Source organism: Pseudomonas sp. LF020 (genome assembly GCF_053456425.1).
Genome location: NZ_JBRFIX010000005.1, coordinates 302,097 through 320,152, shown reverse-complemented (window position 1 = coordinate 320,152; position 18,056 = coordinate 302,097). Strand labels below are relative to the sequence as shown.

Below are 18,056 nucleotides of genomic sequence, written 5' to 3'. Positions count from 1 at the left end.
CGGCTCAAGCCGGCAACGGGCGGGTTTCTGAGCGGGTGCTGGCGACCGGCGCACTCGGCAGGCGAGTCAGGCGCAGGGCGTTGAGCACCACGGTCAACGAACTGATCGACATGCCGACCGCAGCCCACACCGGGGTGATCCAGCCGAGGGCGGCGAACGGCAACATGAGGCCATTGTACAGCGCCGCCCACAGCAGGTTCTCGATGATTACCCGACGGGTGCGCCGCGCCAGTGTGAAGGCCTGCACCAGCGCGTCGAGGCGGTTGGACAGCAGCACCGCGTCGGCACTGGTTTTCGCCAGATCAGTGGCCGAACCCATGGCCACGCTGATGTCGGCAGCAGCCAGCACCGGTACGTCGTTCACCCCATCGCCGAGCATCAGCACTTTGCGCCCTTGTGCGTGCAGCTGTTGCAGCACTTGCAGTTTGTCGTCCGGGCGCAGACCGCCGCGGGCCTCGTCGATGCCCAGTTCGGCGGCGACGCTGGCGACCATCGGCGAGCTGTCGCCGGACAGCAGCAGGGTGCGCCAGCCACGGGCCTTGCAGGCGGCGAGCAGGGCGGGCGCGTCGTCGCGCAGACGGTCGTCGAGGACGAACCAGGCCAACGGCCCTTGATCATCCGCCAGCAGCAGCCACTGACCCGGTTCATCCGGCATCGCCGGCAACGGCGCACCGCTGAGGGCGCAGACAAACTCCGCCTGACCAATGCGCAACCGCTGCGCGCCCACCAGCCCTTCGAGGCCGAGTCCCGGCGTGCTGTGCACCTCTTCAGCCGCCAGTGGCGCACGACCGAAGGCGCGGGCAATCGGATGTTCCGAACGGTTTTCCAGAGCGGCGGCGAGGCTCAGGCATTGATCGCTGTTGAGCGCACCCAGCGGGCGAATCGAACGCAAAACCAGCCGCCCCTCGGTGAGGGTGCCGGTCTTGTCGAAGATTACCGTGTCGATCTGGTTCAGGCCTTCCAGCACATGGCCGCGCGTCAGCAACAGGCCGAGTTTGTGCAGGGTGCCGGTGGAGGCAGTCAGCGCCGTCGGGGTTGCCAGCGACAGCGCGCAAGGGCAGGTCGCCACCAGCATCGCCAGCACGATCCAGAATGCCCGCGACGCATCCAGCTGCCACCACAACAGGCCGATGGCCGCCGCCGCAATTAGCGACAACAGCAAGAACCACTGCGCGGCGCGGTCGGCGATTTCCGCCAGTCGCGGTTTTTCGGCCTGGGCGCGATCAAGCAGGCGGACGATGGCCGACAGGCGCGTGTCCTGACCCAGCGCCAGTACCTCGACGGTGAGCGCGCCCTCGACATTCAGCGTGCCAGCGGTGACCGCATCGCCGAGCGTGCGCGGTTGCGGCAGGTATTCGCCGGTCAGCAGCGATTCGTCGATGCTCGACTGGCCATCGAGGATCTTGCCGTCCGCCGGCAGGATCGAACCCGGTTGCACCAGCACCCGGTCACCCAGGCGCAATTCGCTGAGCAGAATGCGTTCGCTCTGGCCGTCGGCGTCGAGGCGCAGGCACGAGGCTGGCAACAGGTTCACAAGCTGCGCGGTGGCAGCGGCGGTGCGCTCGCGGGCCCGGCGTTCCAGATAGCGGCCGGCGAGCAGGAACAGCGCGAACATCCCGACCGCATCGAAATACAGCTCGCCGACCCCGGTGATCGAGGTCCAGATCCCGGCGATGTAGGCGCTGCCAATCGCCAGTGACACCGAGACGTCCATGGTCAGATGGCGGGTGCGCAAGTCGCGCATGGCGCCCTTGAAGAACGGCGCGCAGCTGTAGAACACGATTGGCGTGGTGAGGAACAGCGCCACCCAGCGCAGGATCGTGTGCAGCTCGGGGCTGAGGTCGATATTGAATTCCGGCCAAGTGGCCATGGTCGCCATCATCGCCTGGAACCACAGCAGCCCGGCGACGCCGAGTTGGCGCAGGGCCAGACGGTTTTCGCTGGCCAGTTGTTCGCTGGCGCGGTCGGCCTGATACGGGTGCGCGGCGTAGCCAATGTGCCGTAGTTCGGCGAGGATCTGGCTCAGCGGCAATTGCCCGTCGGCCCATTGCACATGCAGGCGATGGTTGGACAGGTTCAACCGTGCCTCGGCCACTGCCGGCAGAGTGCGCAGATGTTTCTCGATCAGCCAGCCGCAGGCGGCGCAACTGATGCCTTCCATCAACAGGGTGGTTTCGGCGAGTTCGCCCTCGTGACGGACGAAGGGTTGTTGCACGTCGGCGCGGTCGTACAGCGCCAGTTCATCGGTCAATTGCACCGGCAGGGCTTCGGGGTTGGCCGAGGCTTCGCTGCGATGCTGGTAATAACTTTCCAGACCACCGGCAACGATGGCTTCGGCCACGGCCTGGCAGCCGGGGCAGCAGAACTCGCGGGACTCCCCGAGCACGACGGCGGTGAAGCGACTGCCCGGCGGGACGGGCAGGGCGCAGTGGTAGCAGGGAAGTGGGGTGGTCATTTGTGATGCCGTACAAATCTATTGTGGCGAGGGAGCTTGCTCCCGCTCGGCTGCGAAGCAGTCGTATGGCAGCGAACTCATTCTGCCTGAATGAACCGGGAAGCTGGTTATAGGGGCGCTTCGCACCCCAGCGGGAGCAAGCTCCCTCGCCACAGCGCAGCTTTTTATTTATCCAGGTCTTCGGCGCCCTGCAGCGGTTCATCGCCGAGCAGCAGATCCTTGTCGTGGCTGACCTGTTCTTCTTCGAACATGCGCCACACGTGGTCGTCCTGCGTGCCCAGCAATTCGACAAAACGCCGACCTTCGACCTTGTCGCCCAACTGGCCGATGTAACGACCGGCCTCGGTTTCGCTGCGGGTCAGGACGATCTTGCGATCCTTCTCCGGCTGGGTCGGCGAGATCAGGTTCAGTTCCAGGGTTTTCGGCTGGCTGGCACCGCTCAGGCGCAGGTCGACTTCGCCAGTGAGCTCATCCAGATGGACGTTGGCGCGCATCTTCAGATCCTGCGCCAGCAGTTCACGGTCCAGCGAGCGATTGATGCCTTTGCCGGCCTCGTAGTAGTTGTCGTTGACCAGGTTGTCCGGGTTGTTCACCGCGATGGTCACCATCGACAGGGTCAAGGTCACCGAACAGGCCAGAATCCCGATGATGATCCATGGCCAAAGGTGCTTGTACCAAGGACTGGCGGCGTTTGCTGCAGGCATGTTCAGTTCTCTCAACGGGTTTGTGGGCCGATGAATCGGCTCTTGGCTTCAACGTGGACACTGTCGTCGTCGGCGTCCTTGAGGATGAATTTCACCTCGTTGGTGCTCGACGGCAATTGTTCCGGTGCGCTCGACAACTCCACCGGCATGCTGAAGATTTCGCCGGCCGGGACCTTGATCTCGCGTTTGCCTTGCAAACGCAGATCCGGCAGGCCGGCGGCTTCCAGCACGTAGGTGTGGTCGCGCTGATCCTTGTTCATGATCTTCAGGCTGTAGACGTTTTCGATCCGGCCTTCGGCGTTCTCGCGGTACAGCACGCGGTCCTTGCTGACGTCGAAGCCGACCAGCGAGCGCATGAAGAACGCCGTCACCAGCAGACTGATCATCGCCAGCAGCACCACCGCATAGCCGATCAGGCGTGGTCGCAGTTTATGGGTTTTCTGGCCGGACAGGTTGTGTTCGGTGGTGTAGCTGATGAGGCCGCGCGGGTAGTCCATCTTGTCCATGATCGCGTCACAGGCGTCGATGCACGCCGCGCAACCGATGCACTCGATCTGCAGACCGTCACGGATGTCGATGCCGGTCGGGCACACCTGAACGCACATGGTGCAATCGATGCAATCGCCCAGACCCATGGCCTTGTAGTCGACGCCTTTCTTGCGCGGGCCGCGGGCTTCGCCGCGCCGCGGGTCGTAGGAAACGATCAGAGTGTCTTTGTCGAACATCACGCTCTGGAAACGTGCGTACGGGCACATGTAGATGCACACCTGCTCGCGCAGCCAGCCGGCGTTGCCGTAGGTGGCGAGGGTGAAGAAACCGACCCAGAAGTACGACCAGCCATCGGCCTGGCCAGTGAAGAACTCGAACACCAGTTCGCGGATTGGCGAGAAGTAACCGACGAAGGTCATGCCGGTGACGAAACCGATCAATAGCCACAGCGAATGTTTGGCGAGTTTGCGCAGGAACTTGTTGCCGCTCATCGGCGCTTTATCGAGCTTGATACGCTGGTTGCGGTCGCCCTCGGTGACCTTCTCGCACCACATGAAAATCCACGTCCACACGCTTTGCGGACAGGTGTAGCCGCACCAGACGCGGCCGGCGTAAACGGTGATGAAGAACAGGCCGAACGCGGCAATGATCAGCAGCCCCGACAGCAGAATGAAGTCCTGCGGCCAGAAGGTCGCACCAAAGATGAAGAACTTGCGTTCCGGCAGGTTCCACCACACCGCCTGATGCCCGCCCCAGCTCAGCCACACCGTACCGAAATACAACAGAAACAGCGCGGCGCCGCCGATCATCCGCAGATTGCGGAACAGGCCGGTGAAGGCACGGGTGTAGATTTTTTCTCGAGAGGCGTAAAGGTCGACGCTGTTGTTCGCGTTTTTGCTCGGTGGTGTGACGTCGTGTACCGGAATCTGGTTACTCATCATTGCATCCCACGGCAGTGGACAAATGCCTCGGTCGATACGTGCCGACCGCGGTCAGAAAGGGGTGTCGCAGTGGCGCAATGATACGCCTGTCGCTCTAACTCAAGGGTGCGACCTTTGGTCGCGTTGGGGAAAAAGCATTATTGGTGTAGCGAATGCAGCAAAGCCTGATGCAGATCAATTGACTTGTTGAGTATGGACGGTTTTGGGGGGGCGGCTAATTCATTGTTCCCACGGGTTGATCAGGGTGACGCCGCTCGAGCGGAAATCACCGACATTGCGGGTGACCACTGTGAGTCCATGCACCAGGGCCGTGGCAGCTATCAATGCATCGCTTTCATTGGCCTGGTCGGGTACATGCAGGCTGGCACAACGCAGTGCCACCGCGGCATCGACCGGCAGGATTCGGGCTTCGAATGCCGGAATGACGTGACGCGTCAGCCAACTGCGCAACAGCTTTCCTTGAGCAGGATCACGCCGTTCCATTCGCAGTACTCCGGTTTCCAGTTCTTTCAAAGTAATAGCGGAAATGTACAGGCGCGGGGCGATGACGCCTTTGGCCCAACTGACCACATTGGCATCGGCTTGCGGCTTGCGAAGTTCGGAAATCACATTGGTGTCGAGTAAGTACATCAGGACAGATCCACGGGACGATGAATGATGACTGCGCGCTCGGTTTCGAAATCGATGTCGGCAGCCTCCGGCATGACCAACAAATCGACAATGCTCGTGTTTGCGCCGCTCAGTTTCTGATATTCCTCAATGCTCAACAGGACATGAGAGGCCTTGCCACGGTCGGTGATGATCACTGGACCCAGACGGGCAGCCTTTTTGGCGCTGCTGGTGTCCTGATTGAATTCACGGCTGGAGATGGTGGTGATTGCCATCATGGTTGACCTCTCGCAATACAGATGTAGCAACGTTACTACTTCGCTTTGGGGGCGGCAATCGAGGAAGACAGGACTCAGCCGTCCGTTGGTCGGTCCGTGGCTGGCATTAGTCGAGCCAGCCTCGCACAAGGCGCAGGCCGGCTCGGGTTGATTCAGGCGTGGCTTCAAGACTCAGGGAAGTCTGCCGCCGCCCAGGCTCTCGAGACTGCCGGTATTTCTGTGGGGCTTTGTGGTGCTTCTGGAGTCGGGTTGCAACGGATTACCCAGTGTCACGGCAATCGATTCCACGGGGTGGTTCGATGGATCGATTGCCTGATCGTTGTCTGTGAGTTTCTGATCAACCGGCAGAGGGTCTGTGCTGTCATTCAACATAGCGGCTTCATCCTTGAAGTGGCTCCGATGAGGGTCAACGGGCTGTGGACGACCCTACAGAGCATAGCGAATCGAGTCCATCAGGCATGTGTCTCAAAGTATTAATTTCGAAGGCGATTTTAATATTTCAGAAATATGATTAGTTAATTAGTGGCTTTTGTTTTCCTGTTTTTTTCGAATAGCTTAGTGGCTGTTCTGCAGCGTGTTGGTTGCATGTTCATGTTTTGAAATTTAACGGAATAATGGAGTGTTATGAAAATCAAGGAAGTTAAAAAGCTTTTCGCTTGTCTGTGTCTGATGTCCCTGACTTCTCTCGCCAGTGCCAATGAAGGTATGCCGCAGCACATGGTATTTGCATCAGACCCGCAATACCCGTGGACAGAAAAGTCGGACAGTGGCGAGGATGAGTCGAGCGCGGATTTCGAAAAGCGCGCGAAATGGCTGGTGGAAACCCAGTTCGCGAGCATTGCCCAGTTTCGCAGCGAGATGGGCGGGCAGGGCGCCGTGCCCCTGATGATCAACGGCGACATGACCGCGTTCGGCCATGGCTGGCAGCGCTCCTATGTCGGTTCGATGCTGAAAAAACACTTTGGCGATCACGTGCTCTACGGATTGGGCAATCACGACTACCAGAACAACGTGAATGACTGTTTCAGTGAAAGTTGCGCAGCGGGCAGTATTGTTGATTACCGTGATCATCATGTCGGTAAAGTCGATGAATTTGATCTGGAAGTCACTGGCAGTTTTGTGAATAAACACTATCTGGGTAGTCTTGCTTATTCAAAGAATATTGGTGAAGTGCATCTGGTGCAGTTGAACAATGAACCCACTTATGCGGTGAAGATTTCTCACGCGTTGAATCCGACCACATTCGATATCACGGCGTCGCTGGACTGGCTGGAAAATGATTTGCGAATAGCGCGAGCGCAGGGCTACGCGATCATTATCAACATGCACAAGCCCTATGAGTGGAAAGGCAGTTGGGATCAAGAGAAGCGCTTTCGCGAAATGATTGAAAAGTATCAGGTGACGGCGATGTTCGCCGGCCACTTCCACGACGAGGGTGGTAGCCAGACCTATATGGGGAGCGTGCCGATGTTTCTCAGCGGTTCAGCTTCTCAGCAGACGTACCTGACCGCCACGTTTTCCAAGGATCGCAAGCAATTGGAGGTGAGTCTGGTCGAGGACAATCAGTGGCGCAAACGTACGCCGGTGGCCATCGTGCCGGTGAAGTCGATCCGGGCCAGTAACCCATAAAAAAATCCCCCGCCAGAGCGCTGGCGGGGGATTCTTCATTACATCAAGCCCTGACCTTACTGCGCCTCGGCCTCCGGCGCTTTTTCACCGTGGGACAGGCTGTACACGTACGCTGCCAGCAGGTGCACCTTGTCGTTGCCTTGCAGTTGTTCCTGCGCCGGCATCTGGCCCTGACGGCCGTAACGGATGGTCTGCTGCAGTTGCGCGAAGCTCGAACCGTAGATGAGCGCGGCCGGGTGGGTCAGGTTCGGTGCGCCCATGGCCGGGGTGCCTTTGCCTTCCGGACCGTGGCAGGCCACGCAGTTGGCGGCGAACAGTTTCTGGCCGTTGGCCGGGTCAGCCTTGGTGCCTTCCGGCAGTTTGCGGCCATCGAGCTGGGTCACCACGAAGGCGGCGACGTCGGCTACGCCTTGTTCGCCGATGACTTCGGCCCAGGCCGGCATCACTGCGTGACGACCGCCCATGATGGTGGTCTTGATGGTTTCCGGCTCGCCGCCCCAGCGCCAGTCGGCGTCGGTCAGGTTCGGGAAACCATAGGCGCCCTTGGCGTCGGAACCGTGGCACACCGAGCAGTTGGAGGCGAACAGGCGGCCACCCATCTTCAGCGCTTGCGGATCCTTGGCGACGTCTTCGATCGGCATCGCCGCGAACTTGGCGAAGATCGGACCGAATTTGGCGTCCGAGCGAGCCATTTCCTTTTCCCACTCGTGCACGCCGGTCCAGCCAGTCTGGCCGTTGGCGAACGCGGTCTGCTTGTCGTTATCGAGGTAGTTGTAACCCGGCAACAGGCCTTTCCAGTTGCCCAGGCCCGGGTACAGCACCAGATAACCCAAGGCAAACACGATGGTGCCCACGAACAGCATGAACCACCATTTCGGCAGCGGGTTGTCGTACTCCTCGATCCCGTCGAAGGAGTGGCCCACCGTCTCTTCCGTCTGCTCACTGCGCTGGCCCTTGCGGGTCGACAGCAGCAGCCAGGTCAGGGAAAAGATCGTACCGAGACTGAGGACTGTGACGTACAGACTCCAGAATGTAGTCATTCTTTGTTACTCCTAGAAGCTTGCTCGACGTGCTTGATGGCTTCGGGATCATCCGCAAAAGGCAGCAAGGTTGCGTCTTCAAACTCCGACTTGCGCTTGGGGCTGAACACCCACAACGCCAAACCGATGAAGGCCACCATCACGACAACGGTGCCCAGGCCGCGAATCATCCCGATATCCATAAAGAATCACCGTTTGCTTTTGATGATGGTGCCCAGGCCCTGAAGGTAGGCCACCAGCGCGTCCATTTCGGTTTTGCCCTTCACGGCATCTTTTGCACCGGCGATGTCTTCGTCGGTGTAAGGGACGCCGAGCGTGCGCAACACTTCCATTTTCTTGGCCGTGTCTTTGCCGTCGAGCTTGTTTTCCACGAGGAACGGGTAAGCCGGCATTTTCGACTCAGGCACCACGTTGCGCGGGTTGTACAGGTGCGCACGTTGCCAGTCATCGGAGTAACGACCGCCCACGCGAGCCAGATCCGGGCCGGTACGTTTGGAACCCCACAGGAACGGGTGATCCCAGACGCTTTCACCGGCGACCGAGTAGTGGCCGTAGCGTTCGGTTTCAGCGCGGAACGGCCGGATCATCTGCGAGTGGCAGCCGACACAACCGTTGGCGATATAGACGTCGCGGCCTTCCAGTTCCAGTGCCGAACGCGGCTTCATGCCTTCGACCGGCTTGTTGGTGACGTCCTGGAAAAACAGCGGAACGATCTGGGTCAGGCCGCCAATGCTGACGGCGATGACCATGAAGAAGGCCAGCAGGCCAATATTCTTCTCGACAGCTTCATGCTTCATCAGTGAGCTCCAACAACAGCGATCTGGGCGGCGGCTTCGGCTTCCGCCGCGTTCGAGGCGCGCACGGTGCGCCAGACGTTGTAAGCCATCAGGAACATGCCGCTGGCGAAGAAAGCACCGCCCAGGGCACGGACGATGTAGCCCGGGTGGCTGGCCTGCAGCGCTTCGACGAACGAGTAGGTGAGGGTGCCGTCATCGTTGATTGCACGCCACATCAGGCCCTGAGTGATGCCGTTGACCCACATCGAGGCGATGTACAGCACGGTGCCGATGGTCGCGAGCCAGAAGTGTGCGTTGATCAGGCCGACGCTGTGCATCTGCGCGCGACCGAACAGTTTCGGGATCATGTGGTAGATCGCGCCGATCGAGATCATCGCCACCCAGCCCAGCGCGCCGGCGTGAACGTGGCCGATGGTCCAGTCGGTGTAGTGCGAGAGCGAGTTGACGGTCTTGATCGCCATCATCGGCCCTTCGAAGGTCGACATGCCGTAGAACGCCAGCGACACCACGAGGAAGCGCAGGATCGGGTCGGTGCGCAGCTTATGCCAGGCGCCCGAGAGGGTCATCATGCCGTTGATCATGCCGCCCCAGCTTGGCGCCAGCAGGATGATCGACATCGCCATGCCCAGCGACTGTGCCCAGTCCGGCAGTGCGGTGTAGTGCAGGTGGTGCGGGCCGGCCCAGATGTACAGGGTGATCAGTGCCCAGAAGTGCACGATCGACAGGCGATAGGAGTAGATCGGACGTTCGGCCTGTTTCGGCACGAAGTAGTACATCATCCCGAGGAAGCCGGTGGTCAGGAAGAAGCCCACTGCGTTGTGGCCGTACCACCACTGGATCATCGCGTCGGTCGCGCCTGAATAGGCGGAGTAAGACTTGAAGAAGCTGACCGGCAGGGAGGCGTGGTTGACGATGTGCAGCATCGCGGTCACGACGATGAACGCGCCGTAGAACCAGTTACCAACGTAGATGTGTTTGGTCTTGCGCTTGGTGATGGTGCCGAAAAACACCAGCCCGTAGGAGACCCAGACAATGGCCAGCAGAATGGCGAGCGGCCATTCCAGTTCGGCGTATTCCTTGGTGGTGGTGTAACCCAGCGGCAAGGTAATGATTGCGCCGACGATGACTGCCTGCCAGCCCCAGAAGGTGAAGGCGGCGAGGCTGTCGGAGATCAGTCGCGTCTGGCAGGTTCGCTGCACGACATAGTAGGAAGTGGCAAACAGTGCACAACCACCGAAGGCGAAAATCACCAGGTTTGTGTGCAACGGGCGCAGGCGTCCAAAGCTCGTCCACGGCAGACCGAAGTTCAATTCCGGCCAGACCAGTTGCGAGGCGATGAAGACACCGAGCCCCATGCCAAGGATCCCCCAGACCACCGTCATGATGGCGAACTGGCGGACTACCTTATAGTTATAAGCAGTCGGACTGATTGCTGTGCTCATTCTAAGGTTCCACGGTTTGGGTGTTTTATTAGGATTAAAATCGGCCGCAAGTATGCAGAGAGCAGGGGGTCATTGCAACGCGCCATGACCTGGGTCAATGCTTTCCAACGCTGATTCTGCGGCCTTTCCATACGCCGCGTAAGGACAAAATCGGCCTCGGACAAAATGTCGCAGCGGACGAAAAAAGCGAGGGGTTCAGGTCAGTTGTAACGAGGTGTGTTCGAACGCAGTGATCGGGTGACGGACGGTCATTGGCGCGACAGCCGGTATCTACCGGGCTTTGCGCCCTGTCAGTCAGGCGATTTGTCGAACACATCGCTCAAGGTCGACCTGGAACCGGCACGGGCCAGTCCGCATCGAGCAAGCGTAGACCCGATTCGGGGGATTCGAAAGGAGAGGGTGTGACGGGGTGCGACAATGCGTCGCAAAGGGGCGGGATGCTGCCGCACCGAGAATGGTGCGGCAGAAGTGTACGCAATGCTTATTGCTTGTTGTCTTCAGTAATAAGTTTTTCTGTATTCAATCCGTGCGACAGGCTGTACACATAAGCGGCGAGCAATTGCACTTTATCGTTGCCCAACAGCTCATTTTGCGCCGGCATGTGGCCCTGACGACCGTGGCGGATGGTCTGCTCAAGCTGGGTCAGACTCGTGCCATAAATAAATCCGGCCGGGTGCGTCAGATTCGGCGCACCCATGGCTTCAGTGCCGTGGCCGGTTGCCCCATGACAGGCTACGCAGGTGGTGCTGAACGCTTGCTGTCCGGCTTGCAGGTCAGCCTTGCTGTCGGCGGGCAGTGGCAGGCCGGCCAGTTCGTGACGCACATACGCCGCGACGTTCTTCACCCCGGCTTCACCGAGCACTTCGCCCCAGGCCGGCATCGCCGCCATCCGCCCACCCATGATGGTGGTCTTGATGGTTTCGGCGTCACCGCCCCAGCGCCAGTCCTTGTCGGCCAGGTTAGGGAAGCCGAACGCGCCCTTGGCGTCGGAGCCGTGGCACACCGAGCAGTTGGAGGCGAACAGCCGGCCACCCATTTTCAGCGCCTGCGGATCCTTCGCCACTTCTTCCACCGGCATGGCGGCGAATTTGGCGAAGATCGGCCCGAATTTGGCGTCGGCCTTGTTCATTTCCTTTTCCCATTCGTGCACGCCGGTCCAGCCGTCCTCGTAGCCGGGCAGGACGCCTTTCCAGTTGCCCAGGCCCGGATACAGGATCAGATAGCCCACGGAAAACACCAGCGTGCCGGCGAACAGCATGAACCACCACTGCGGCAGCGGGTTGTCGTACTCCTCGATGCCGTCGAAGCTGTGGCCCATGGTCTGGTCGACGCTGCCCTTGGTCTCGCCCCGGCGGGTGCCGATCAGCAGCCAGGTCAGGCCGATCAGGCTGCCGATGGTCAGTACGCAGATCCACGTACTCCAGAAGGTGGTCATGGCCGGGTACTCCTTGGTTCAGGTGCTTGGGTAATGTCGGGTTGCGGCTCGTCGGCAAACGGCAGCAGGCGCGCTTCGGCGAATTCCGGGGTGCGCTTGCGGTTGAACACCCAGATCGTCAGGCCGACGAAGGCGACGAACACCACGACGGTGCCGAGGCCGCGAATCAGCCCTGAGCTCATTTCAATGACCATCGTGCTCACCTCTTGCTCTTGATCGCAGTGCCGAGCACTTGCAGGTAGGAGACGAGGGCGTCCATTTCGGTCTTGCCCTTGAGGCTGGCGACCGCGCCGCTGATGTCATCGTCGGTGTACGGCACGCCGAGGGTGCGCATGGTCTTGAGCTTGGTTTCGGTGTGGCTGCTGTCGACCGCTTGCGTCACCAGCCACGGGTAGGCCGGCATTTTCGATTCAGGCACCACGTTGCGCGGGTTGTACAGGTGCGCGCGGTGCCAGTCGTCCGAGTAACGCGCGCCGACCCGTGCCAGGTCCGGCCCGGTACGCTTCGAGCCCCAGAGGAACGGGTGATCCCACACGCTCTCGCCGGCCACCGAGTAGTGCCCGTAACGTTCGGTTTCGGCGCGGAACGGACGGATCATCTGCGAGTGGCAACCGACGCAGCCTTCGCGGATGTAGATGTCGCGGCCTTCCAGTTGCAGCGCGGTGTAAGGCTTCATGCCTTCCACCGGTTTGTTGGTGACGTCCTGGAAGAACAGCGGGACGATCTGGGTCAGGCCGCCGATGCTCACGGCGAACACCATCAGCAGCATCAGCAGGCCGACGTTCTTTTCAATCGTTTCGTGTTTCATGGCGGACTCCTCAGGCCATCTGCGCGGCAGCAACGACGTCAGCAGGCTGCGAGGCCCGCACGGTGCGCCAAGTGTTGTAAGCCATCAGCAACATGCCGCTGAGGAAGATCGCCCCACCCACCAGACGCACGATGAAGCCTGGGTGGCTGGCCACCAGGGTTTCGACGAAGGAGTAGGTCAGCGTGCCGTCCTCGTTGACTGCGCGCCACATCAGGCCCTGGGCGATGCCGTTGACCCACATCGAGGCGATGTAGAGCACGGTGCCGATGGTCGCGAGCCAGAAATGCGCGTTGATCAGGCCGATGCTGTGCATCTGCTCTTTGCCGAAGACTTTCGGGATCATGTGGTACAGCGCGCCGATGGAAATCATCGCCACCCAGCCGAGCGCGCCGGCGTGAACGTGACCGATGGTCCAGTCGGTGTAGTGGGAGAGGGCGTTGACCGTCTTGATCGCCATCATCGGACCTTCGAAGGTCGACATGCCGTAAAACGCCAGCGAGACCACGAGGAAGCGCAGGATCGGGTCGCTGCGCAACTTATGCCAGGCGCCCGACAGGGTCATCATGCCGTTGATCATGCCGCCCCAACTCGGTGCCAGCAGAATCAGCGACATCACCATGCCCAGCGACTGCGCCCAGTCCGGCAGTGCGGTGTAGTGCAGGTGATGCGGGCCGGCCCAGATGTACAGGGTGATCAGCGCCCAGAAGTGCACGATCGACAGGCGATACGAATACACCGGACGTTCGGCCTGTTTCGGCACGAAGTAGTACATCATCCCGAGGAACCCGGCGGTGAGGAAAAAGCCTACGGCGTTGTGGCCGTACCACCATTGCACCATCGCGTCGGTTGCACCGGCATACACCGAGTAGGATTTGGTCAGGCTCACCGGCAACTCAAGGTTGTTGACGATGTGCAGAATCGCCACGGTGATGATGAACGCGCCGAAGAACCAGTTGCCGACGTAGATGTGCTTGGTCTTGCGCTGCATGATCGTGCCGAAGAACACGATGGCGTAGGCGACCCAGACGATGGTGATCAGGATGTCGATCGGCCATTCCAGTTCGGCGTATTCCTTGGAGCTGGTGTAACCCAGTGGCAGGCTGATCGCTGCCAGCAGGATCACCAGTTGCCAGCCCCAGAAGCAGAACGCGGCGATTTTCGGCGCAAACAATTGCGTCTGGCAGGTGCGTTGTACGGAGTAGAACGAACTGGCGAACAGCGCGCAGCCACCGAAGGCGAAGATCACCGCGTTGGTGTGCAGCGGGCGCAGACGGCCGAAACTGGTCCAGGGCAAATTGAAGTTGAGTTCCGGCCAGACCAATTGGGCCGCGAGAAAAACCCCGAGCCCCATGCCGACGATGCCCCACACCACCGTCATAATGGCGAATTGGCGGACCACCTTGTAGTTGTAGGCGGTACTGATAGAAGTGTTCATGGTTCCCCATCCACGGTTCAGCCGAAGTGAGCGCGCGCAGAAAACGCCGCGAATCCTTCGCCTGGAGTTATAGGCAGACTAAAAGCGAGGCAAGCATGGACAAACAGCACAAGGCCAGTATTGACGGGGATCAATGGGCGCAGTGCGTGCGGGATCGTGGGTGGCTTTGGGACGCCGCGTCGGGCGAGGCTTCGGCGACCCTGATCCTGGCGCATGGTGCGGGGGCGCCGATGGACAGCGACTGGATGAACGATATGGCTGGGCGCCTTGCTGCACTTGGGGTGAATGTGTTGCGGTTTGAGTTTCCTTATATGGCGCAGCGGCGTATCGACGGTGGCAAGCGTCCGCCTAATCCGGCGCCGAAACTGCTTCAGTGTTGGCGTGAAGTGTTCGCTGAAGTGCGACGTCATGTCGCTGGGATTTTGGCCATCGGTGGTAAGTCCATGGGCGGGCGGATGGCCAGTCTTTTGGCTGACGAATTGGGCGCCGATGCGCTTGTCTGTCTTGGATATCCGTTTTATGCGGTGGGGAAACCTGAGAAACCGCGGGTTGAGCATTTGGCTTCTCTGCGGACTCGGACGTTGATTGTTCAGGGGGAGCGGGATGCGCTTGGCAATCGGGACGCTGTCGAGGCTTACGATCTATCGCCGAGTATTGAGGTGTTTTGGCTGGCCTCTGGGGATCATGATTTGAAGCCGCTGAAGGTTTCCGGGTTTACGCATGAGCAGCATTTGGCGTCGGCTGCGGAGAAGGTTGCCGGGTTTCTTCGGTGAGGCTTTGTTTGGAGGCATATCCGTTGCTGCGGTCACGGCCACTTAGGGTTTCGCCCTTACGGCGACTCACTTTTTTTACAAACGCCTAAAAAAAGTAAGCAAAAAAACGCTTGCTCCTGCGTTCGGCCCGCTCGCTGGGGCTCGGGGTCCCTTCGCTCCGGGATCCATCCGGGCGCAGCGCCTACGGTTTGCTTCGCTGCACCTCCTCTCGCTGTGTTTGGCTGCGCCAAACGGTCGCTGCGCTCCCACGCCCGAATGAATCCCTCCACTCAGCCTTCCGATGTCGCCCGTGGATCAAGATCAAGAGCTGCAGCCGAGCTTGCGCTCATCCTGGAGTGGGGCGGCTGCGCCGCGGGTTTTGTGTAGGAGCTGCCGAAGGCTGCGATCTTTTGATCTTGATCTTGTGGGAGCTGGCCTGCCTGGCGGCCTACGACCCGACCATTCACTTACTGATGCACCCCATCCAACTGTAGGAGTGAGCCTGCTCGCGATGGCGCCCTGATACCTGACCAACATCCTGCAGACTGCATGCAATCCCTGTGGGAGCTGGCTTGCCAGCGATGACGGTCTGACAGCCGACCATTCCCTTACTGACGCACCCAGTCCAAATGTGGGAGCGAGCTTGCTCGCGAAAGCTGCCTGCCAGACACCATCAAAATATCAGGAAAAACCCGACACTCCCTGCGCATAAACGTAACCTCGCAAGCACGTTTAAAGTACACGAACCGTTACGCCATAACGGCTACAACGCCTTGCGCCGTTACCTACGCGTACGCCAGAATCCGCCGGCTTACACGGCTATGGGCCGGGCTATATCGTTTCCCTGTCACTGAAAATCAGTGATCGGGTTTGGTAGCCTGTCTGTAATAGCCGTATGGCAACACCTATGCAGTCCCTTTTTGGGACTCGGTTTTATGGTGGTCATGCGTGGGGCTCATTCGTGAGCGCCGGGTTCCTATTGCAGCCGGTCTACCAACCCGCGTATGGCCGCCACCCATCGTTTGGTAGCGTGGGTGATGGCTCCTTGAAATCTGCGATAGGAGTTACATCCATGTTCAAAGCCACACCCAACCCACCAATCACCGATCCAACCCCTCGCCACCCCGAGCTCGAGTCCCAAAAGACAAAAGACGCCGCCGACCGCGCACTCGACTATTACCTTGGTCCCGATATCCCGAAGTACTTCCCACCCAAGGCTCGCCCCATCTACATGGTCGATCCCACGCTCGATGACGAAACTCTGCTCGTCGAAGCCAGTGAATCACTGTCGTCAGCCAATGCCATGGCCGGCAATATCGCCAACTCGGTGAAAGGCCCCGAGCGCAAACCGCTGCTGGCGCTGCAACAGCTGATCATGTTGAACGAGCTGGTGGTCAATCGACTGCTGGATAAGCTGAAGTTATCTCAATAATTTTGCTGGCCGTTATGGCCTCTTCGCGAGCAAGCTCGCTCCCACATTGGTTCTGCGTACACAGGACTAAATGTGGGAGCGAGCTTGCTCGCGAATGCGGTCTGCCAGACACCATCAGTTTCAGACTGGCAACAAAAAGCCCGGACGCTTTCGCTGTCCGGGCTTCCAGGTCAAAAGATCGCAGCCTTCGGCAGCTCCTACAATAAACAGTGTAGGAGCTGCCGCAGGCTGCGATCTTTTGCTTTTAGCGGTTAAACCGCTCCACCAACGAATACTGCGTATTCGCCGTCTTGGTCAGCTCTTCACTCAGCAATGCCGAGTTATGCGCTTGCTCGGACGTCTGGTCCGCCAGTTCCGAAATGTTGCTGATGTTGCGGCTGATTTCTTCAGCCACGGCACTTTGCTCTTCGGTCGCTGCAGCGATCTGGGTGGTCATGTCCGTGATGTTGGCCACCGCTTCGCTGATGCCGACCAGTGCCTGATCCGCTTCCAGTACCCGCGCCACACCTTCTTCCGCTTGGCGATGCCCGGCTTCCATGGTTTGTACGGCGCTGGATGCAGTTTGTTGCAGCTTGGCGATCAGGGCGTGGATCTGGCCGGTGGATTCGCTGGTGCGTTGTGCCAGTTGACGGACTTCGTCGGCGACCACGGCAAAACCACGGCCCATCTCGCCGGCACGTGCGGCTTCGATGGCGGCGTTAAGGGCGAGCAGGTTGGTCTGGTCGGCGATGCCTTTGATCACGTCGACCACGCCGCCGATTTCGTCGCTGTCCTTGGCCAGTTGGGTGACGGTCAGGCCGGTTTCGCCGACCACCACCGACAGGCGCTGGATGGCTTCGCGGGTTTCCCCGGCGATGTCACGGCCACGATCGGTCAGGCGATTGGCTTCCTGGGTGGCGTCGGCAGTGCGCTGCACGTGGCTCGCCACTTCTTGCGTGGTGGCAGCCATCTGGTTGACGGCGGTGGCGACCTGTTCGGTTTCCACGCGCTGACGCTCCAGACCGCTGGAGCTGTTGTGCGCCAGGGCGTCGGACTGTTTCGCTTGATCGGTCAGGTGCTCTGCAGTGTCCTGCAGACGGGTCAGGCAGGTTTTCAGGCGAGCTTCCTGGCTGAGGATCGACATTTCCAGACGCGCCTGCGCGCCACGGCTGTCGGTGTACATCTGCGCGATCAGCGGGTCGGAGGTGGTCTGTTCGGCCAGGCGCAGCAGGCGCTTGAGCCCACGTTGCTGCCATTGCAGGCCCATCAGGCCCAGCGGCACCGAGAGGCCCGCTGCCAGGGCGAAGCCCCAGTGCGAGTTCAGGGTTGCGCCGATCACGAAGCTCAACTGGCTGACCAGAATGAACGGTAGCCAGTCTTGCAGCACCGGCAGCCATTTGTCGCTGGAAGGGATTGCCGACTTGCCTTGGTTGATGCGTTGGTAGAGCGCTTCGGCACGGCGGATCTGTTCGGCGGTGGGTTTGATCCGCACCGACTCGTAACCGATCACCTGATTGCCCTCGAACACCGGTGTCACGTAGGCGTTCACCCAGTAGTGGTCACCGGATTTGCAGCGATTCTTGACAATGCCCATCCATGGCAAGCCTTGTTTCAGTGTGCCCCACATGTGCGAAAACACCGCCGCCGGCACGTCTGGGTGACGAACCAGGTTGTGCGGCGCACGGATCAGCTCTTCACGCGAGAACCCGCTGATTTCGACGAAAGCGTCGTTGCAGTAGGTGATCACGCCTTTGGCGTCGGTTGTGGAAATCAACCGCTGCTGAGCCGGGAAAGTCCGTTCGCGTTGTGTAATGGGCTGGTTATTACGCAT

General features: G+C 60.0%; 17 protein-coding genes. 3 read left to right on the top strand and 14 right to left on the bottom strand.

Annotation, left to right across the window (positions count from 1 at the left end; all coding sequences use genetic code 11):
• Nucleotides 1-4 precede the first annotated feature (4 nt).
• The 5 genes from ACU680_RS14490 to ACU680_RS14470 all read right to left on the bottom strand — a co-directional run bounded on the left by ACU680_RS14490 (nt 5) and on the right by ACU680_RS14470 (nt 5,473).
• Nucleotides 5-2,455, bottom strand: coding sequence for a heavy metal translocating P-type ATPase (locus ACU680_RS14490; protein WP_448179797.1), 2,451 nt, complete (start codon nt 2,453-2,455; stop codon nt 5-7).
• A gap of 164 nt (nt 2,456-2,619) precedes the next feature.
• On the bottom strand, nt 2,620-3,159 hold the full coding sequence (locus ACU680_RS14485) for a FixH family protein (protein ID WP_367083982.1): 540 nt from the start codon (nt 3,157-3,159) through the stop codon (nt 2,620-2,622).
• Nucleotides 3,160-3,170: 11 nt separating this feature from the next.
• A complete protein-coding gene (gene ccoG / locus ACU680_RS14480) occupies nt 3,171-4,586 on the bottom strand; it encodes a cytochrome c oxidase accessory protein CcoG (RefSeq protein ID WP_448179796.1) in 1,416 nt (471 codons plus the stop codon).
• Between the two features lie 222 nt (nt 4,587-4,808).
• Complete coding sequence (locus tag ACU680_RS14475) at nt 4,809-5,219, bottom strand: type II toxin-antitoxin system VapC family toxin (protein WP_367083984.1); 411 nt, start codon at nt 5,217-5,219, stop codon at nt 4,809-4,811.
• Entirely contained in the window at nt 5,219-5,473 is a 255-nt protein-coding gene (locus tag ACU680_RS14470) for a type II toxin-antitoxin system Phd/YefM family antitoxin (RefSeq protein WP_047599120.1), read from the bottom strand. The genes ACU680_RS14475 and ACU680_RS14470 overlap by 1 nt, the downstream gene beginning before the upstream one ends.
• 627 nt (nt 5,474-6,100) lie before the next feature.
• Here ACU680_RS14470 and ACU680_RS14465 point away from each other — a divergent pair.
• Nucleotides 6,101-7,105 carry a metallophosphoesterase family protein gene (locus ACU680_RS14465; protein WP_367083985.1) on the top strand — a complete coding sequence of 335 codons (1,005 nt, stop codon included), beginning with the start codon at nt 6,101-6,103 and terminating at the stop codon, nt 7,103-7,105.
• A 56-nt stretch (nt 7,106-7,161) separates the two neighbouring features.
• Here the strand turns inward: ACU680_RS14465 and ccoP (ACU680_RS14460) are convergent, their stop codons facing one another.
• The 8 genes from ccoP (ACU680_RS14460) to ccoN (ACU680_RS14425) all read right to left on the bottom strand — a co-directional run bounded on the left by ccoP (ACU680_RS14460) (nt 7,162) and on the right by ccoN (ACU680_RS14425) (nt 14,062).
• Nucleotides 7,162-8,145: a cytochrome-c oxidase, cbb3-type subunit III gene (ccoP, locus tag ACU680_RS14460; protein ID WP_448179795.1), complete on the bottom strand. Its 984-nt coding sequence runs from the start codon at nt 8,143-8,145 to the stop codon at nt 7,162-7,164.
• On the bottom strand, nt 8,142-8,327 hold the full coding sequence (locus ACU680_RS14455; protein WP_003175465.1) for a CcoQ/FixQ family Cbb3-type cytochrome c oxidase assembly chaperone: 186 nt from the start codon (nt 8,325-8,327) through the stop codon (nt 8,142-8,144). Before ACU680_RS14455 ends, ccoP (ACU680_RS14460) begins: the two co-directional genes overlap by 4 nt.
• A 6-nt stretch (nt 8,328-8,333) precedes the next feature.
• Nucleotides 8,334-8,942 carry a cytochrome-c oxidase, cbb3-type subunit II gene (ccoO, locus tag ACU680_RS14450; protein WP_024164411.1) on the bottom strand — a complete coding sequence of 203 codons (609 nt, stop codon included), beginning with the start codon at nt 8,940-8,942 and terminating at the stop codon, nt 8,334-8,336.
• Nucleotides 8,942-10,384 carry a cytochrome-c oxidase, cbb3-type subunit I gene (gene ccoN / locus ACU680_RS14445; protein WP_007969186.1) on the bottom strand — a complete coding sequence of 481 codons (1,443 nt, stop codon included), beginning with the start codon at nt 10,382-10,384 and terminating at the stop codon, nt 8,942-8,944. The genes ccoO (ACU680_RS14450) and ccoN (ACU680_RS14445) overlap by 1 nt, the downstream gene beginning before the upstream one ends.
• A 481-nt stretch (nt 10,385-10,865) precedes the next feature.
• A complete protein-coding gene (gene ccoP, locus ACU680_RS14440; protein ID WP_448179794.1) occupies nt 10,866-11,819 on the bottom strand; it encodes a cytochrome-c oxidase, cbb3-type subunit III in 954 nt (317 codons plus the stop codon).
• Nucleotides 11,816-12,013: a cbb3-type cytochrome oxidase subunit 3 gene (locus tag ACU680_RS14435; RefSeq protein WP_007969188.1), complete on the bottom strand. Its 198-nt coding sequence runs from the start codon at nt 12,011-12,013 to the stop codon at nt 11,816-11,818. The genes ccoP (ACU680_RS14440) and ACU680_RS14435 overlap by 4 nt, the downstream gene beginning before the upstream one ends.
• Nucleotides 12,014-12,018: 5 nt before the next feature.
• Entirely contained in the window at nt 12,019-12,627 is a 609-nt protein-coding gene (ccoO, locus tag ACU680_RS14430; RefSeq protein ID WP_003223389.1) for a cytochrome-c oxidase, cbb3-type subunit II, read from the bottom strand.
• A 10-nt stretch (nt 12,628-12,637) separates the two neighbouring features.
• Nucleotides 12,638-14,062, bottom strand: a complete 1,425-nt coding sequence (ccoN, locus tag ACU680_RS14425; RefSeq protein WP_103368400.1) for a cytochrome-c oxidase, cbb3-type subunit I — start codon at nt 14,060-14,062, stop codon at nt 12,638-12,640.
• Between the two features lie 95 nt (nt 14,063-14,157).
• Here ccoN (ACU680_RS14425) and ACU680_RS14420 point away from each other — a divergent pair, with 95 nt between their 5' ends.
• Both ACU680_RS14420 and ACU680_RS14415 read left to right on the top strand, forming a co-directional pair.
• A complete protein-coding gene (locus tag ACU680_RS14420; RefSeq protein WP_367083987.1) occupies nt 14,158-14,835 on the top strand; it encodes an alpha/beta family hydrolase in 678 nt (225 codons plus the stop codon).
• A 1,051-nt stretch (nt 14,836-15,886) separates the two neighbouring features.
• Nucleotides 15,887-16,246: a DUF6124 family protein gene (locus ACU680_RS14415; RefSeq protein ID WP_367083988.1), complete on the top strand. Its 360-nt coding sequence runs from the start codon at nt 15,887-15,889 to the stop codon at nt 16,244-16,246.
• A 244-nt stretch (nt 16,247-16,490) separates the two neighbouring features.
• On the opposite strand, the gene ACU680_RS14410 is transcribed toward ACU680_RS14415, so the two are convergent.
• On the bottom strand, nt 16,491-18,056 hold the full coding sequence (locus tag ACU680_RS14410; protein ID WP_448179793.1) for a methyl-accepting chemotaxis protein: 1,566 nt from the start codon (nt 18,054-18,056) through the stop codon (nt 16,491-16,493).

What these genes read in the sequence shown, in the direction of transcription:
- ACU680_RS14470 (WP_047599120.1), bottom strand. Translation starts at nt 5,473, where the DNA reads ATGGCAATCACCACCATCTCCAGCCGTGAATTCAATCAGGACACCAGC.
- ACU680_RS14455 (WP_003175465.1), bottom strand. Translation starts at nt 8,327, where the DNA reads ATGGATATCGGGATGATTCGCGGCCTGGGCACCGTTGTCGTGATGGTG.
- ccoP (WP_448179794.1), bottom strand. Translation starts at nt 11,819, where the DNA reads ATGACCACCTTCTGGAGTACGTGGATCTGCGTACTGACCATCGGCAGC.
- ACU680_RS14420 (WP_367083987.1), top strand. Translation starts at nt 14,158, where the DNA reads ATGGACAAACAGCACAAGGCCAGTATTGACGGGGATCAATGGGCGCAG.
- ccoN (WP_007969186.1), bottom strand. Translation starts at nt 10,384, where the DNA reads ATGAGCACAGCAATCAGTCCGACTGCTTATAACTATAAGGTAGTCCGC.
- ACU680_RS14490 (WP_448179797.1), bottom strand. Translation starts at nt 2,455, where the DNA reads ATGACCACCCCACTTCCCTGCTACCACTGCGCCCTGCCCGTCCCGCCG.
- ccoO (WP_003223389.1), bottom strand. Translation starts at nt 12,627, where the DNA reads ATGAAACACGAAACGATTGAAAAGAACGTCGGCCTGCTGATGCTGCTG.
- ccoN (WP_103368400.1), bottom strand. Translation starts at nt 14,062, where the DNA reads ATGAACACTTCTATCAGTACCGCCTACAACTACAAGGTGGTCCGCCAA.
- ACU680_RS14410 (WP_448179793.1), bottom strand. Translation starts at nt 18,056, where the DNA reads ATGCGTAATAACCAGCCCATTACACAACGCGAACGGACTTTCCCGGCT.
- ccoO (WP_024164411.1), bottom strand. Translation starts at nt 8,942, where the DNA reads ATGAAGCATGAAGCTGTCGAGAAGAATATTGGCCTGCTGGCCTTCTTC.
- ACU680_RS14485 (WP_367083982.1), bottom strand. Translation starts at nt 3,159, where the DNA reads ATGCCTGCAGCAAACGCCGCCAGTCCTTGGTACAAGCACCTTTGGCCA.
- ccoP (WP_448179795.1), bottom strand. Translation starts at nt 8,145, where the DNA reads ATGACTACATTCTGGAGTCTGTACGTCACAGTCCTCAGTCTCGGTACG.
- ACU680_RS14465 (WP_367083985.1), top strand. Translation starts at nt 6,101, where the DNA reads ATGAAAATCAAGGAAGTTAAAAAGCTTTTCGCTTGTCTGTGTCTGATG.
- ACU680_RS14435 (WP_007969188.1), bottom strand. Translation starts at nt 12,013, where the DNA reads ATGGTCATTGAAATGAGCTCAGGGCTGATTCGCGGCCTCGGCACCGTC.
- ACU680_RS14475 (WP_367083984.1), bottom strand. Translation starts at nt 5,219, where the DNA reads ATGTACTTACTCGACACCAATGTGATTTCCGAACTTCGCAAGCCGCAA.
- ccoG (WP_448179796.1), bottom strand. Translation starts at nt 4,586, where the DNA reads ATGAGTAACCAGATTCCGGTACACGACGTCACACCACCGAGCAAAAAC.
- ACU680_RS14415 (WP_367083988.1), top strand. Translation starts at nt 15,887, where the DNA reads ATGTTCAAAGCCACACCCAACCCACCAATCACCGATCCAACCCCTCGC.